Origin of the sequence: Acinetobacter sp. P8-3-8 (assembly GCF_000214135.1) — a bacterium.
Classification (GTDB): Bacteria; Pseudomonadota; Gammaproteobacteria; order Pseudomonadales; family Moraxellaceae; genus Acinetobacter.
Window position 1 is genome coordinate 22257 of sequence record NZ_AFIE01000034.1, and the last position, 16572, is coordinate 38828.

The 16572-nt window shown below is 34.6% G+C and carries 14 protein-coding genes and 2 pseudogenes; 8 read left to right on the forward strand and 8 right to left on the reverse strand.

All coding sequences use genetic code 11. The features are described from left to right. The first annotated feature begins 206 nt into the window (after window positions 1–206). Together GGG_RS0113220 and GGG_RS0113225 are read left to right on the forward strand one after the other, a co-directional pair. Window positions 207–1718 (forward strand): aldehyde dehydrogenase family protein, encoded by a 1512-nt coding sequence (locus tag GGG_RS0113220; RefSeq protein WP_010115555.1) that lies wholly within the window; start codon window positions 207–209, stop codon window positions 1716–1718. A gap of 239 nt (window positions 1719–1957) precedes the next feature. Further along, on the forward strand, window positions 1958–2875 hold the full coding sequence (locus GGG_RS0113225; protein WP_010115556.1) for an AEC family transporter: 918 nt from the start codon (window positions 1958–1960) through the stop codon (window positions 2873–2875). 173 nt (window positions 2876–3048) lie between these two features. On the opposite strand, the gene GGG_RS0113230 is transcribed toward GGG_RS0113225, so the two are convergent. Continuing rightward, the gene (locus tag GGG_RS0113230; protein ID WP_010115558.1) at window positions 3049–3648 is read right to left on the reverse strand and encodes a 2-hydroxychromene-2-carboxylate isomerase; all 600 of its coding nucleotides are present in this window, start codon (window positions 3646–3648) and stop codon (window positions 3049–3051) included. Window positions 3649–3730: 82 nt separating this feature from the next. Further along, window positions 3731–4474: an SDR family oxidoreductase gene (locus tag GGG_RS0113235; RefSeq protein ID WP_010115560.1), complete on the reverse strand. Its 744-nt coding sequence runs from the start codon at window positions 4472–4474 to the stop codon at window positions 3731–3733. Between the two features lie 167 nt (window positions 4475–4641). Between GGG_RS0113235 and GGG_RS0113240 the strand changes: the two genes are divergently transcribed. Continuing rightward, window positions 4642–5214, forward strand: coding sequence for a TetR/AcrR family transcriptional regulator (locus GGG_RS0113240; protein ID WP_010115561.1), 573 nt, complete (start codon window positions 4642–4644; stop codon window positions 5212–5214). A 176-nt stretch (window positions 5215–5390) separates the two neighbouring features. On the opposite strand, the gene GGG_RS0113245 is transcribed toward GGG_RS0113240, so the two are convergent. Continuing rightward, complete coding sequence (locus GGG_RS0113245; RefSeq protein WP_010115562.1) at window positions 5391–7355, reverse strand: gamma-glutamyltransferase family protein; 1965 nt, start codon at window positions 7353–7355, stop codon at window positions 5391–5393. Window positions 7356–7585: 230 nt separating this feature from the next. Here GGG_RS0113245 and GGG_RS0113250 point away from each other — a divergent pair, with 230 nt between their 5' ends. Continuing rightward, window positions 7586–8296, forward strand: coding sequence for a glutamine amidotransferase (locus GGG_RS0113250; protein ID WP_010115563.1), 711 nt, complete (start codon window positions 7586–7588; stop codon window positions 8294–8296). A gap of 63 nt (window positions 8297–8359) precedes the next feature. Here the strand turns inward: GGG_RS0113250 and GGG_RS21620 are convergent. Beyond that, window positions 8360–8473: pseudogene (locus GGG_RS21620) on the reverse strand (hypothetical protein); the annotation flags it as partial. A gap of 591 nt (window positions 8474–9064) precedes the next feature. Between GGG_RS21620 and GGG_RS0113255 the strand changes: the two are divergent. The 4 genes and pseudogenes from GGG_RS0113255 to GGG_RS20870 form a co-directional block, all read left to right on the forward strand. After that, complete coding sequence (locus GGG_RS0113255; RefSeq protein ID WP_029574583.1) at window positions 9065–10231, forward strand: carbohydrate porin; 1167 nt, start codon at window positions 9065–9067, stop codon at window positions 10229–10231. A 12-nt stretch (window positions 10232–10243) separates the two neighbouring features. Next, on the forward strand, window positions 10244–11539 hold the full coding sequence (locus tag GGG_RS0113260; RefSeq protein ID WP_010115565.1) for a serine hydrolase: 1296 nt from the start codon (window positions 10244–10246) through the stop codon (window positions 11537–11539). Between the two features lie 712 nt (window positions 11540–12251). Next, window positions 12252–13499: an integrase family protein gene (locus GGG_RS0113265; protein WP_010115566.1), complete on the forward strand. Its 1248-nt coding sequence runs from the start codon at window positions 12252–12254 to the stop codon at window positions 13497–13499. A 291-nt stretch (window positions 13500–13790) separates the two neighbouring features. Next, window positions 13791–13901: pseudogene (locus GGG_RS20870) on the forward strand (integrase core domain-containing protein); the annotation flags it as partial. A 244-nt stretch (window positions 13902–14145) separates the two neighbouring features. On the opposite strand, the gene GGG_RS19790 reads toward GGG_RS20870, so the two are convergent. The 4 genes from GGG_RS19790 to GGG_RS21050 form a co-directional block, all read right to left on the reverse strand. Then, complete coding sequence (locus tag GGG_RS19790) at window positions 14146–14850, reverse strand: phosphoribosyltransferase family protein (RefSeq protein WP_050809038.1); 705 nt, start codon at window positions 14848–14850, stop codon at window positions 14146–14148. Further along, complete coding sequence (locus GGG_RS20480) at window positions 14841–15296, reverse strand: hypothetical protein (protein WP_050809039.1); 456 nt, start codon at window positions 15294–15296, stop codon at window positions 14841–14843. The genes GGG_RS19790 and GGG_RS20480 overlap by 10 nt, the downstream gene beginning before the upstream one ends. Window positions 15297–15299: 3 nt before the next feature. Next, the gene (locus GGG_RS0113280; RefSeq protein WP_157998081.1) at window positions 15300–16109 is read right to left on the reverse strand and encodes a histidinol-phosphatase; all 810 of its coding nucleotides are present in this window, start codon (window positions 16107–16109) and stop codon (window positions 15300–15302) included. A 7-nt stretch (window positions 16110–16116) separates the two neighbouring features. Then, window positions 16117–16572 (reverse strand): hypothetical protein (locus GGG_RS21050; RefSeq protein ID WP_010115570.1); only part of this gene is annotated, 456 nt, incomplete at its 5' end.

Here is a 16572-nt window from a genome sequence, read left to right on the forward strand (position 1 = left end):
ATTTAACAAAATCACTTAATTATTACGATAAAAGAAACAATTGCAAATATTAGATCATAGTACAAATAAGTAGAGTTTATCCTCCAACCTTTTTCCAACCTTTCACAGAATAAGCTCAGATCATCATGTAAATATGACTGTGTCATACATGCATCTTCATAGACTGATCATGTTAAGGATCAAGTTATAAATAAAGGAATATTCTCATGCGTTATGTAGATCCAAACCAAGCTGGTTCAAAAGTACAATTCAAATCTCAATATGAAAACTTTATTGATGGGAAATGGGTAGCTCCAGTAAAAGGTCAATATTTTGACAATATCTCTCCTGTCGATGGCAAAGTATTTACCAAAGTTCCTCGTTCATCTGCGGAAGATATCGAACTGGCTTTAGACGCCGCACATAAAGCTAAAGTCGCTTGGGGCAAAACCTCGCCAGCTACTCGCTCAAACTTATTACTTAAAATTGCAGACCGTTTAGAAGAGAACTTAGAATTACTTGCTGTTGCTGAAACGTGGGAAAATGGTAAACCGATTCGTGAAACGTTGGCAGCAGACATTCCATTATGTATTGACCATTTCCGCTATTTTGCAGGCTGTTTACGTGCGCAAGAAGGTGGAATTTCTGAAATTGATGAGGACACCATTGCTTATCATTTCCATGAACCTCTTGGTGTCGTGGGTCAGATCATTCCGTGGAATTTCCCTATTCTCATGGCAGCATGGAAATTAGCGCCTGCATTGGCAGCAGGAAACTGTATCGTGCTGAAACCTGCTGAACAAACGCCATCGAGCATCTTGGTTTTAGTTGAACTCATCCAAGACTTATTACCACCGGGTGTACTCAATATTGTCAATGGTTATGGTGTTGAAGTCGGTCGTCCACTTGCGACCAATCCACGTATTGCTAAAATTGCCTTTACAGGCTCTACGCAAGTGGGTCAATTAATCATGCAGTATGCAACTGAGAATATTATCCCTGTAACGCTTGAACTTGGTGGTAAATCTCCAAATATCTTCTTTGAAGATGTAATGGATAAAGATGATGACTACTTAGATAAAGCACTTGAAGGCTTTGCAATGTTTGCCCTGAACCAAGGTGAAGTATGTACCTGCCCATCTCGTGCATTGGTTCAAGAAAGCATTGCAGATAAATTCTTGGAAATGGCGGTTGAACGTGTAAAACGGATTAAAACTGGCCATCCATTAGACACAGACACCATGATTGGTGCTCAAGCCTCACAAGAGCAACAAGATAAGATTTTAGGCTGTATCGCAACTGGTCGTGCGGAAGGTGCGCAAATCTTAACAGGTGGTGGTGATCGTCAAGAAGTGGGGCAAGGTTTCTACATCGAACCGACCATTTTCAAAGGCGATAACAGTATGAAAATTTTCCAAGAGGAAATCTTCGGCCCTGTACTTTCAGTCGCAACATTTAAAGACTATGACGATGCGATTAAAATTGCCAATGACACCATGTATGGTTTAGGCGCAGGTGTATGGTCACGTTCAGCACACACTTCATACCGTGCAGGTCGTGCGATTGAGGCAGGTCGTGTATGGACAAATTGTTATCACATCTACCCTGCACATGCTGCATTTGGTGGTTATAAGAAATCAGGTATTGGTCGTGAAAACCATAAAATGATGCTTGATCATTATCAACAAACCAAAAACTTACTGGTGAGTTATTCGACTAAAGCAATGGGTTTCTTCTAAGTTTTTAACTTTTTTAATTTAAAAGCGGACTTCGGTTCGCTTTTTTAATTTAGGCTGAATCAATAGAAGTTATGATGGGCTTATTGCGTAAGCCGAGTTGTGATGATCATTCATTTGACTACGGGAATAATAACCATAAAAATCCATAAAAAAATATTTGCCAAACCGACAGGTAAAATAGTTTATCTTGTACTTGATTGACCTAGATATAAGACAAAACCAAAGCATAGAGCCTTAAAATGTTGCAAATCATCAATATTCTCTTTCCGCCTATTGCACTCATTGGCTTAGGTTTTTACTTATTCCGATCACGTAGCTTAGATGCCAAGTTTTGGAATGGCGCGGAAAAGCTCAACTATTATGTATTATTTCCATCATTATTATTTAGCTCTCTGGCAACGGCCAATATGCATATCGCACACATTGATATGATTTTGATGGTCATTTTTTTAGTGATGGCTTTTATTATTGCTAGTGTTTATATCTTTGCAACGATAAAAAAAACGCCTATTTCTCAGATTGGTGTACATGTTCAAAGCTTAATTCGTTTTAATACCTATATTGGCCTATCCATTGCAACCACAATGAATCAACCAGAAATCAAAAGTATCTTGGTAAATATTCTAGCGATTACTATTCCATTTGTGAATGTTGTTTCAATTCTTTCACTCACCCCAAAACATCAGTTAAAGATTAAACTTATTCTGGTTTCTTTAATTAAAAATCCATTAATTAGTTCTTGTGTGCTTGGGATTTTATTTAATGTATTTAACATTCCAATTTGGCAAGGTTTTAGCAATTTATTAACAGCATTTTCAAATAGTAGCCTCATGCTAGGCCTACTCTGTGTGGGTACTGTTATTCAATTGGATACGATTAAGACTTATTTTAAGACATCTTTAGTGATTAGCTTATTCAGACTTGTTCTAATTCCTATTGCAGTATTCATTTGCATACAATACTTTGAACTGAGCTATGCAGCTACGATTGCTATTATGATTTTCTTCTCAATTCCAACAGCACCTTCTGCTTATATTTTAACAAAATTACTTCATGGCAATTATCAATTGATGGCAGCAGTCATTAGTCTACAAACGCTTTTGTCTGTATTTAGCTTGGCATTGATGCTGAGCTTATTACAAGCATATTATTCATAATGCTTGCTGCTAATGTTTGTTTTAATTATTCATTTTAATACTTCAGTTTTAATCAATATAAATAAAATAATGGAAAAATTGATCGATAATTTTCTAAGCAATCCATTGAGAGAATTGCTTTTAAAAGCATGATCACTTTAACCATAACTTTATTACTTTTTTGATATAGATTTTTAATCTGTATTTTTAGCGAGCTCCATTACTACAAAATGTAAATGGTCTACTCCCCAGAACATTTCATCACCGACAAACCAAGTCGGTGCGCCAAAAACTCCACGCTCAATGGCTTCATCTGTCACTGACTTTAATTGTGCTTTGACCTGTTCATCTGCCAACCAAGTTTGGACTTGAGCGACATCTAAACCCAATCCTTGAGCAACACTTTCCAATTCATTGATATCATTCAAATTACGTGGATTTCCAAACATTGCATCAAATAAACCGTTGAGCACTTTTTGGAAATTTTCAGGCTGATATAACTGAACAGCCGTAATAATTCGCATCAAATTCAAAGTATTGATCGGAAAATATGGATTCATTTGAACAGGAATATTCCATAACTTTGACCAACGCCCCATATCAATCATCGAATAACGTGCCTTCGCTGGCACAGCCATCGGGCTATTATTACCTGTCGCTTTAAATACCCCACCCAATAACATTGGTTTCCAAATAATTTCTGCTTGATATTGCTCAGCAAGCTGTTGAATACGATACAAACCGATATAGCTATATGGGCTACCTAAATCAAAATAAAAAACAACTTGTTTCATCGACTATTATTCCTTAATTTGGATGATTATTTAATGCATTCAGATCTAATACACACTTCATAACCTACTTAAATATAGCTACTTACCATTTTTCAATCCAAGGACGTAAATCTAATTCATGCGTCCATGCATCTCGTGGTTGTTGCGAAAGATGCCAATAATTTTCAGCAATATGATCCGGATTCAGAATGCCATCTTGATCTTTCTTTGCATACATTTCAGGGAACGAGGTTTTAATAAAATCTGTATCAATCGCCCCATCTACCACCACATGCGCTACATGAATATTTTGTGGGCCAAGTTCTCGTGCCATACTTTGGGCTAATGCTCTCAATGCATGTTTTGCACCTGCAAATGCTGAAAAATAAGCAGCACCACGCATCCCTGCCGTTGCACCAGTAAAAATAATCGTCCCATGTTGGCGTGTCACCATTCGTTTTGCGACTTCTCTCCCCACAAGAAATGCAGAGAAACACGCCATTTCCCAAATTTTAAAATATTTACGTGCTGTTTCTTCCAAAATGCTACACGGTACATTTGCACCAATATTGAAAACAAGAATATCAATTTCACCAATGTTCGCTTCAATTTCTTCAACAAGTTGAATGACCTGTTCTTCCTCGCGTGCATCTGAGCCAAAACCATAGGCAACACCGCCTGCCTGTTCAATTTCTTCAATCAATGGTTGTAATTTTTCGACATTTCGACGAGTCATACAGGTGATATAACCACCCTTTGCAAATCTTTTCGCAATCGCACCACCTGTCGCATCTCCTGCGCCAATCACTAATGCAACTTTTTGCTTTTGTTGTTCCAATCCATTCATGAGCTTTCTCGACAGAGCATTTTATTTACAATTATAAAATAACGATCGTTATCATAACGATTACTATGTTATAGTTTTACTGAATCGTCAAGATCATTTTTTGATGCTGTTTTGATGAATTTTTGATGAAAATATTGTCGAATTAAACCAGTTGGGAATAGTCCGTTATGCGTTATAAATCAGGCTATAAAGAACAAAAACGTCAAGAGCTGTTAGATATCAGCGGGCAGTTAGCAAAAAAAAATGGATTTAATGCCACAGGTGTAGATGGTTTTATGAAAGCTGCGGGTGTAACCAGTGGCGCATTTTATTCACATTTTTCGTCAAAGAATGATTTATTTAAAGCACTGATTGAAAATGAATTACAACATAGTATTCAAATGTGGCAAGACAATCCGTACGAAGAACCATCGCAATGGATTGATTTTGAATTGAATCGCTATTTAGCTTTATCACACGTCGAACAGCCTGATCATGGTTGTGCCCTGCCTTCTTTGGCTTCGGAAATTGCACGTTCCAATGATGAGATTAAGCAAGCTTATCAAAACGAATTGATTCGTGGTCAACAGATTTTTCTAAAACATTTAGATAATGAAGAAACAGCTTGGGCTGTGATGTGTCAATTGGTCGGTGCAATTTTAATGGCACGCAGTATCGCGGATCATCATTTGAAAATCACGATTTTAGAATCGTCAAAAAAATCGATAAAAGCATTAATTGCAAATTCAGCTTCACAATAGTTTCAAGAAATCAGGGCTCAAAATCAATTTTAAATTGTACTTTCGCAATGGTTGATGTGAAAAGGGTTTGTTGATCATTCATCTTGCTTTTCGGCAATCGAATATCAACAAACCCTTTATTTTATTCATATTTATGATTCAAGCTTTTTGTTAAAACTTAAACCTATTCTGCAAATTTACAACGCACCATTACCAAGAACCAATCCTTCACGACGAGGGTCAACACCACCAGCGTATTTTTTCTGATTATTCAAAGCAACTTGCATAATGGTTGAAACACCACTCGATTGCGCAGCAGGATTCACTACATGCCCTTTCTGCTGCAATCCAGCCACCAATTCAGACAAATTAAGCGTGGTATTTGAACCATCTACATTGGTAAATGGACTATTGGTTGCGCCAAAATTCACCAATGATGTCGCTCGTTGCGCATCTAAATTCCAATCTAAAATACCGACCAATGTTTTTACAACAAACTGAATAATTGTTCCGCCACCAGGAGAACCTGTCGCAACATAGAAATCACCCGGTTGTGTGCCTTTAAATACAATCGTTGGCGCCATGGTACTTCTAGGTCGTTTATTGGCTTCTACTCGATTGGCAACCAAAGCACCTGTTGTATCCACAGGATTTGCTGAAAAGTCAGTCAGTTGATTGGTCAATAAGAATCCATCAACCATGTGGAATGAACCCATACTTGATTCAACCGTTGAAGTCACTGATGCAACATTTCCATAAGCATCTACAATCGTGAATTGTGTTGTGCCATGCTCTACAGTTTTATCAACTCCTGCGTTGCTACTAAAATCACCTGCGGACGCAACGCCCATAGATTGATCAGGATTGATTAATGCTGCACGTTGTTTTAGATAATTTTTATCCAAAAGACTTGGGATACCTTTTGCAGGTAATGGCACAAAATCTGTATCTGCTACATATTTGTCCCGATCTGCATAAGCCAACCGCTCTGCTTCTGATACAAAATGAACACCCATTACATTGGGAATACCACCTTCGTTGGTGGTTTGTGATGGTGAATATTGTGCAAGGTCAAAATTCTCTAAAATACCTAAAGTTTGTAGTACAGCAATCCCGCCTGACGACGGCGGTGGCATAGTACAAACATAGTAAGCACTGCGATATACCGAACAAATCGCTTCACGCTTTACTGGTTTATAATTTTTCAGATCATCCATTGTCATTAAACTTGGAGTGATCGGCGTTCTTGCGCTGTCATCACCTACAGTTTGGGATGCTTTTTGGATAATATTTTGAGCAATTTCACCCTGATAAAGCGCTTGAGCACCTTGATCCGCAATCTTTTTCAAAGTTTCTGAATACGCGACATTTTTCAGTGTTTCACCTACACCATAAGGTGTGCCATCTGCTTTAAAATAAGTTTGTGTCGCATTTTTATCTAAAGCTAAATTGTCTTTATTCACTACAATCGCATTGGCTAAACGTCCCGGCACTTTGAATCCATTTGACGATAAATGAATTGCATTATCAAAGAGTTTATTCCAAGCTAACTTTCCATGTTCGCTATGTGCCATATCAAACATTTTCATCGTTCCTGGCACACCAATCGAACGCCCACTACGGCGTGTACTTGGTACAGGCGTTGAAGAATTTACATCCGCTTGATTCTGTCGCATCAAATAATATTGCGTTGCAGCCGCGGGTGCAGTTTCACGCCCATCGTATGCAGTTACTTTTTTAGACTTTGCATCGTAATACATCAGGAAGGTACTTCCTGCAATGGTACTCGACTGTGGCTCAACCAGTCCTAACACAGCTTGCACTGCAATGGCTGCATCAACTGCTGAACCACCTGCCCGTAATACATCACAGCCAGCTTTTGTGGCAAGTGGCGTGTTTGCCACGACCATGTATTTATCTGAATATTTAACTTTCAATCCTGTACGGTAGCCCGATGCGGGTTCTGGAAAAGCTGGATCTCCTGCTTGATCTGAACCGACAACAACATTTGAGCCATCACTTGCAGTCGCAGAACAACTATATGGATTTTTATCTTTTTCTAGATCATTCCTCACGTGATCTGAGTCATTGTCATCATTACAACCATACAAGCTTAAAATGATAGAAAAGCTACACACCGTTAACATACGTTTTTTAAACATTTGGAACTCCTTTTTCATTCTTATCTGCTGAGCTACATCCTATTGGTTAAATTTATATTTTTGAATTAAAATAATAAAATTTAAATTTTATACTCAATAATCACTCATCAGTCTTTCTATACTATGGGTTCTTACGAATGAACTCCAATAACTTCTGGAAATATCAATTTATTTTTAATAATGTTATCTTGATACAAATACTTTTGCTTGCTAAGCACCCAGAACAGGCTATGAATTCAAACTTCCCAAAAACCATTTATGCAATCCAACATCTTGCTTTTGAAGATTTAGGCTCACTTGAAGATTTATTTTATCAACTTGGCTTTCGGGTACGTTATTTCGAAGCGGGTTTAGATGACTTAAAGCAAGCCTTTGAATATGAAGGATTAACCATCATTTTAGGTGGCCCGCTTGGTGTTTATGAAACTGAGGACTATCCTTTTTTAACTGATGAAATTCGCTATTTAAAACAACGCTTAGAGAAGAATTTACCAACCCTTGGGATTTGCCTCGGTGCACAACTGATTGCACATGCTTTAGGTGCAAAAGTATATGCAGGTCACGTCAAAGAAATTGGTTGGAGTACTTTGGATATTCGCTATGTGAATAATAATATTTTAGCCCCTTTGGCAGATACGGCTGTTTTGCATTGGCATGGTGATACTTTCGATTTACCTGAAAATGCAACCTTACTTGCAAGTTCAAAAATTTATTCTAATCAAGCCTTCCAAGTTGGACAGCATATTTTGGCATTACAATTTCATATTGAAGTTGCAGCAGATAGCTTAGAAAAATGGTTGATTGGGCATACCTGTGAATTGCGTAAAGCCGATATTAATATTCCAAATTTACGTGCAGACAATGTTCAATATGCTGAAGCTTTAGAAGATAAAGCGGAAATAATTTTTAGAGAATATCTAAAAAATATTGGATTGGTTTAATTTCAATTCTGCTAATTTCTATTTAATATCAATGATAAAGCACCTGATTGGGTGCTTCTTTACTTACTGATAGACCAAATACCGCTGTTTATTACAGCTATCATGGATCTGCTGACGGTACACATCAATACCATGCTCTTGCTTTACAACTTCTACCTCTTGCTTAGGGATATCAAAGCAAGTAAGAGACTAACTATCAAGATTTTCACAGGCTATTTAGATATCACCCTAGTAAAAGCTATAAAGCAAGATTGATAAAAAAGCCTTGCTTAACAGAAAAAGATCAATTCATTGTACAAAAGGTTTTTAGGTGTTGGGGGATTCGCTGAAAAAATTATAGCGTTGAATAAGCCAAGGGTGACTGGTTGTTTTATACAACCAAGCCTCGTTTTATCAAAATAATTGCATAAAGACGCGCTTCTCTAGTTCTAATACCATCCAAAAAATAAATCATTATTATCAAAAAGGTATAATAATATACCTTATATATATTATAGAAAATTACATTGATTATTATAATAATTAAAACAAGATAATTGTTCATATTTAATTATATCTATTTGAATATAATACAATATTTCAAACTACACTTTTACTGGATTTCTCTAAGATCCAGTATTTCATATGTCATGGAGATTATTATTTAATTTTATCAACGCCGAAAAATATTTAATAGAAACGATAAATTATGGTTTAGCCAAGTGGCAGACGAGGATTGTCTAAGATTTGGTGAGGTTGGAGCCATGCATACATAAGGAAATAGATTTTATGCACATCTCTAAAAAAAGATGGCTGGGCATACTCGTGTTGTTATCTAGTATGAGTGTAAATGCGGAATTTGATTTAAAAGAGAATTTTAAGTTTACAGCTAATTTTATTGATTTAGCGGTGTACAGTCAGGAAAGTTCTGTAGATGAACATTTCACCAATACTGCTGGATTATTCTTAAATACGGACATTAAACTGTCCAACGAAAGCCATGACCTTGGTGTTTTAAAAGCACAATATATATTTAATGGATTAAACAATGATGCGCAGTTGAATACATCAACCAATTGGTTTGGAGGTGTAGGAAGTTATGTCGGTGGGGCAATCGCCGCCAATGATTTAGCTAGCTCACAACTCAGTTTACTGACTTGGGATAAATACTGGGATGATAAAAAATTATATACCTCTATTGGCCGTACGAATCTAAGACGTTATTTTCTCTATAATAATTGTCAAAATCTGATGTTGTGTATCGATCCAATTAAGGGGGCAATGGGTTCATTGCCGATTAATTACGCCTATTGGGGAAGTTATGCCAAATATAATGTTTCAGATAATATTTATGTGCATACAGGCGTTTTTGAAGTTAATACAGATGATTATGTTTATAGAAAAAAAGGTGTCGATTTTTCATTCCACCATCAACTAGGCTATAACCAAGTATATGGAATTGGCTATAAGGATAAACAGAGCAAGGCTGAATTGCTATATTTTTATAATAACTCTGAATACCGGAATGCTTATACTAAAGAACAATATAACGGAACAGATGGTCTAAATTTTAGATTTAATCATAATTTTGACAATCCGCATCTTCCAAGTCTATTTGGTGCTTATTCTTATATTGCTGAGAAAAATCAACCTTATAAAGATTATTGGGAATTAGGCGCAAGCTATAAAATTAATCAAGGAAAAAATCATTTAGGCGTAAAATTTGGTCAATCTCAATTAAATGATGACTATGTTTTACTGACAGAAAAATTGAATGGAAATAAGAATAAAACAACCTCCTTTCTTTCCTTTGATACTAACATAAACTACAAACGTCTGACTTTAAGCCCTTTTGTACAATATATCTGGAACCCAGATAACTATTACCGTTCTACAGGAAAAACCTTCAACAATAATGTTGTAGTTGGTTTAGTGACTCAAGTTAAAATCTACTAAAGGAAAATAGAGATGAAAACCGTAAAAATGAGCTTACTGTTCGGCAGCGTTTTAGCCAGTAGCATTGCCTGTGCCGAATATAGCTGCCAGCAATTGGGACTAAAAGATTGCCCTACGCCAATGGATACAAAATTACCTGATCCACATGATATGTTGACATGGAACCAAGAACAGCGGGTGATCGGTTTCCGAAATACCTTTCGTAGTTATGATGGTAGTATTTTTCATCCCGATAAGAAAAATGTACTTGCATTGCCAAAGCTTAAGGACACAATAAAAAATAAAGATATTCATTACACAGTGGATGGTAAAAATTTTAATTTAAATGATTACTTAAAAAACCAAAGTGTAGCTGGATTAATTATTTTAAAAGATGGCAAAATTGCTTATGAATATTATGGACGAGGCAATAATGCGACAACTTTGTGGACTTCGCGTTCAGTAGCAAAATCTATTGTAGCAACACTGATTGGAGTTGCTGTTCAACAAGGAAAAATCCATTCATTGGATGATCCAATCATTCAATATTTACCTGATTTAAAAGGGACGGCTTGGGAAAGAGTATCACTGAAACAATTAATACAACATACCTCAGGTGTTGAATGGAATGAAAACTATAAAGACCCAAATTCAGATTTTGCAAAAATGACCTATTGTGAGGTAGCAAAAGATCCAGATACTTGTGTCTATGAAAATGTGAAACATTTGAAAGCGAAATATGAACCTGGAACAGTTTGGTCATATAGTACAGGTGGGGCATATCTGGTAGGTAAAGTATTAGAAGCTGCAACCCATGAAAATATTGCCAAATATCTTGAAAAAAATATCTGGAAACGTGTAGGAATGGAACGTGAAGGAGTTTGGCAATCCTATGAACGTAATAAAGTAGATATGGGCGGGCATGGTTTTAATGCAACTTTACGTGACTATGCACGTTTTGGGCAATTCATCCTAAATGAAGGACGCGTCTCGAATGGAGAAAAAATGTTACCTGAAGGGTGGACAATGCAAGCGACTCAATGGAACCAAGCTAAAGGTTCAATCTCTGACAGTTATCCAAAAGGTATTTATGGTTTTCAATGGTGGAATTCACATGCCAAGAAAGGTTCACCCTTGACTACACAACATGCTGATACAACATTCTGGGGACTGGGTATTTTTGGACAAATGCTAGGAATCAACCCGAAAGATAAAATTGTAATGATGCAATGGAGTACGTGGGAAACAGCTATGCCATCAGCTCAACTTGACAATGAAAAAAGCTTATTCTTCAATGCTGTAACAAAACACCTAACCCATGAAAAATAATAGGAAAAACGAGCTATCCTTTAAAGGATAGCTTTTTAAAAATGAACTTTAACATTACATGGTTACAAATAATCTGCCGTATAAAGAAATAGTCTTCTTTCAATCAAGCTTTGATGAATAAAAAGAATCTCTTGAACTGTTTTAATCTAGATATTTAATAGTATACGCAGCTAAAGGATCAACAAGAATGAAATCAAACCTACTCAGACATGGCTATTCAATGATAAAAGTCTTATCTCGTTCAACATTACAAATAGTTACAGGTTTTGTTTAAAGTCTCACCCGTCTTTGTAAATTAGAGAGAACAACAACACCTGACTACATTATGATTTGCAGATGGCAAATGCGTATTGATATTACGATTTGCTATCAAAAAACGTAATAGATTACATCTACTCATATGATGCCGCTAGCTTAAAATTTTTAGATGAAGGTAAATGAAAACCTAAAACATCAGCCGAGTAAAACTAAGACAACAAAAAACCTCATAAACTAAAGCTTACGAGGTTGAATGTGGTGGGCCCGCCCAGACTTGAACTGGGGACCAACGGATTATGAGTCCGTTAACATAAAAATTAAAAATCAAAAAGGTATAACTAATAAATTAATAATATCATATACTTATTTAATTTACAAAGTTTACTATTCACTCTTTTTGTTGATTAATATATATTGATTTTGCTTACTACTTGCTTACCAGACGCTTACTAGAATGAAACTAACAAAACCCACAATTGATAAAATTGATTGCTCAGACCAAACTAAACCAACTTTTTTTTGGGATGAGAAAACACCTGGATTTGGTGTTAAAGTTACACCTAAAAATAATAAAAGCTACATTTTCCAAGGTCGTATTGGTCTTCAAAACCGTCGTATCAAAATTGGTGACGTTGATATATGGAAATTAGATGATGCTCGTAAGTATGCACAAGAATTAGCGATTATGTGTCACAAAGGGATTGACCCATTGATCGAGCGTAAGAAAGCTTTAGCTGATAATAAAGAACTGCTAAAACAAGAGAAACGCAAGACGATTAAATTTAAAGATGTATGGTTTGAATACTTAAAAGCAAGACAACCTAATTGGCGACCAAGAAGTTATCAGGACCACATCGAATTATCTAGAGGTGGTTACGATCCTGAAAATAATAGTGTTTATACTAGTCAACCTATTTTTCAACTGTTTGAGTATAAACTTTCTGAATTGACTGCAGGTGTATTTTGCGATTGGCTTGATCACAATGACTTCCGTCCAACAACATCAGCTAAAGCATACCGACTTACACGAGCTTTCCTAAATTGGTGTGAGGAACATGAGGATTATGAAAACTTAGTTCCTCTAAAATCATACAACTCTAAAAAAGTTAAAGATAAAGTCCCTTCTCCCAAAGCCAAAAATGATTGTTTGATGAAACAACATCTAAAACCATGGTTTGAAGAGGTAAATAAGTTAACCAGTAGAAAAATTGCGATTTTTTTAATATGTAGTTTAATCACTGGGTGCCGAAAGAATGAGCTACTTTCATTAAAATGGACAGATGTCGATTTTCGATGGAAAACAGCAAAAGTTAGAGATAAAATTGAAGATGAAGGTCGCCTAATTCCTCTGACGGCATATGTTGAAAGCCTATTTTTAGAACTAAGGAAAAATTCTGATTCTAAATTCATATTTAGCAGTAAGGGTGCTGAATGTGGTCATATTGTCAATCCTTACGATAGCTTAGAGAAAATATGTAAAAAACTAAATATTGAACTTACACCCCATGGATTGAGAAGGTCATATAAAACATTAGCTATATGGGCAAAAATCAATGAAGGATCTTTAGCACAGATATCAGGTCATAAACCAAGTGCATTAGTTGAAAGACACTATATCGTACGACCTATGGATATGCTACGAGAAACACTGCAAGAATATGAGGACTGGATTTTGCAACAAGTGCGAAATGGCATTAATTGAAATACCTCGACACAGACTAATGCCAGTCAGCTAAGTGTATTAGTTAAGAAATTGACTGGCATTCTCTTGGGTATTTCTACGGTTTTCCCTTCACAACCCTAGTGCAACTTCTCGCTCTTCTCTCAGGTAAAATGTATTTCTTGGCTTTTTCCAGTAAACTTTCTAAATGTTTGGGTAAATTACCTGCTGAATCCAATGAAGTGAGTCTTAAAATATTCAGAATACTAATGGATGCAATATGAAAGCTGATTCTCAGAGGAGTAACTTTTGCCCGTTGAGCCATATATTTAATTTGATACTTTGGATGAAGTACAAGATTATGCAACAAATTGGCTGTGCCATTACAATCATGAAAGACTACACCAAGCCAACAAAGGAAGGCCTCCTCTAATGGCTGCTTAAGCTCTACTTTTAACTTCGGTTATTTATGGGAGGATTACCCCTAACTTAAATAAAAAAGTCTCCGACAAACCCAGTACGGTTCAATCGGATGCTTACTAGAAATCTAAGACTTGTTGACGTAAATCATTGCAGTATGATTTAGGTATATAACGAAAGTAATCAAATTTTTACAATTGCAGCAAACTTCGTAGATTAAACTCTAGAAATTTTATAAAACAACGTTGAACACCATTGAAATAATATATTATTGATTAATTATTAAAGGCATTCCTTCTTCATCCAATGTTTTTGTTAAAATTAAATATTTTTTTACCAACTCAATAGATGGTTTACAATTTTCTTCAAGATGAAAATCATTATTTAAAGATGAAATATAAATACTCAGCCAAACTGTATTTTTTACTTTTGGAAGAAAGCTAGGCAGTTGTATAAAATTTTTTCTATCAAAAATCAATCTTAAAGTTCTAAGAACTGGAGTAAAATATTTATAATTCAATAAATTCGCTACATCATCATTTAAATCCTCTGTTATAAATTTTTTATTCAAGTATTCCTCTAGACTAGGATCTATAAAGGCATCTAAAGGATTTAAAATAGCTAAGTATAAGGATTTAAATGATTTGGCACCATTCTGAATACACTCTAATTGCAATTTATCAGCAGTAGAACCTGTAATAAAAATATCATCTCCAAATATAATATTAACATTCCTACTAGCAAAAAAATTACTTGCTGGAATGATATGATCTCTATTTTTTGAGATGCTAATCCTTTCCATTTCACTTAATGAAGCATAATTTTCACAAGGTAAGGCCAGTCTGGGCAGTTTTACATTTATTATGGTTGGGTAATTTTTTAAAGCTAACCAAACATTGAGATTTTTAGAAAAAATTTCAAATAAAATATTGGCAGTTGATGGTGCACTTCTCCAACCAGTAGTTAACAACACAACTTTCTCATTATTTTTTTTACATTTTCAAAAAACATATACCAGTGACTATTTTTATTTTGTAATTCAGCCACCATGTACTCATATAAAATATTTGAAAAAAATTCAATATCTTTATAGCTACCATATTTTGCTTGACTATACATTTTTGTAAATTTTATTAAATCTTGTCCAGATGCACCGAAAAATTCTCCATTATTCAAAAATAATGAATGAATATAGAAACTATCTGTCATTTTGAAGTATTTATTTATATCAATAATCCCAGAATCTAAAAATGAATACATAATAGATCTAAAATTTTTTATAGACATACTTTTTATTAGGTTTTTTGATATCCAATCAAATATTAAAGTTAGATTGTCTTTATTTTCATTTTTAAAAACATTCCAATCAATAACTTCTTCTTTTTCAATAAGACTTATAAAATCAATTTTACAAACCACAATCTAATCCCTTAATAAACTACTAATTTCTACATGTTTTTTGATTCTGTTTTCAAAATAACAAATTTTTTCCAAACCAATTTTATGAGTTGTTAATAAAATATCTTCAATTCCTAAACCCACATCTTCTGGTGTATGTGCATCAGAACCAATTACGAAATCAATTTTATTTTCTACCCCATATTGAATATTGCTTAAACATGGGTAACTCCACTCTCCAAAATACTCCAAATTTGTTGTTGGATTATATTTACTTTTCCTCAATCCCGATGTATTTAATTCATATGCTAGTTTACTCTCCGTTAACAAATCCATTATCTCACAATGGTATTTTTGCAAAACATCACTATTAACCACTCTTAGTAAAATATCAGGATGCCCTATTGAATCAAACTGATTTGATTTTATTAGAGCTTTTACTTGATTAAAATATGAACAAAAAACCTGAGGGTTATTAATTTTATCTAAATCCCATACATTAATGTTTCTATTAACACCTGGTATGTAATGAATGGAACCAATAATATAATCAGGTTTAATAAAATCAATTATTTCTTGGTTGTAATCGAAACAATTTTCAAAATAATCACATTCAAGACCAAGCAATACTTTTATCTTATTAAAATACTTTTCTTTTAAAGATAAAATATTTTCTTTATAGTCACATATTTCATCTTTTCTTAATCTATTAGTTGAATCTAAAAAAAATGGCGCATGATCTGTAATTGTTAATATACTTATACCCTTATCAATAGCAGATATTATAACTTGCTCAATTGATCCACTAGCATGTTTAGAATATGCTGAATGCACGTGTGAATCAATCATTAGATGCAATCTCTTTTAAAATATCTGGATACATTTCCAACTCCTTCATTACCCAATAAGGATTGTTATTTCTTCGTATAATTTCATTTAAAATCAAGTTTTTTTCCATAGGTTTTATTAAATCCATAAATGGAATCCTATACAAATTATTAATTAATTTATTGTTTTTAACATGATCTTCCAAGTCGCCCCAATCAATATCATCCAGGTTTAAATTACCTAGTTTTATATTTTCAATTCCATAGAAAAAAATGCTGCCATCAGGCTTAATGGTTACATCCATACCATTATTTTCAACATTTATACTACCTAAAGTAAATTTTTTATTTGTTTTAATTTCTATTTCCTTAATATACTCCTTTAAATCTAAAAAATTATTATTTTCTATATTTTCAGGTTTTACTAAGTTTTTATAATCAATTTTAAAAACGTAATTTTCATTAATTAT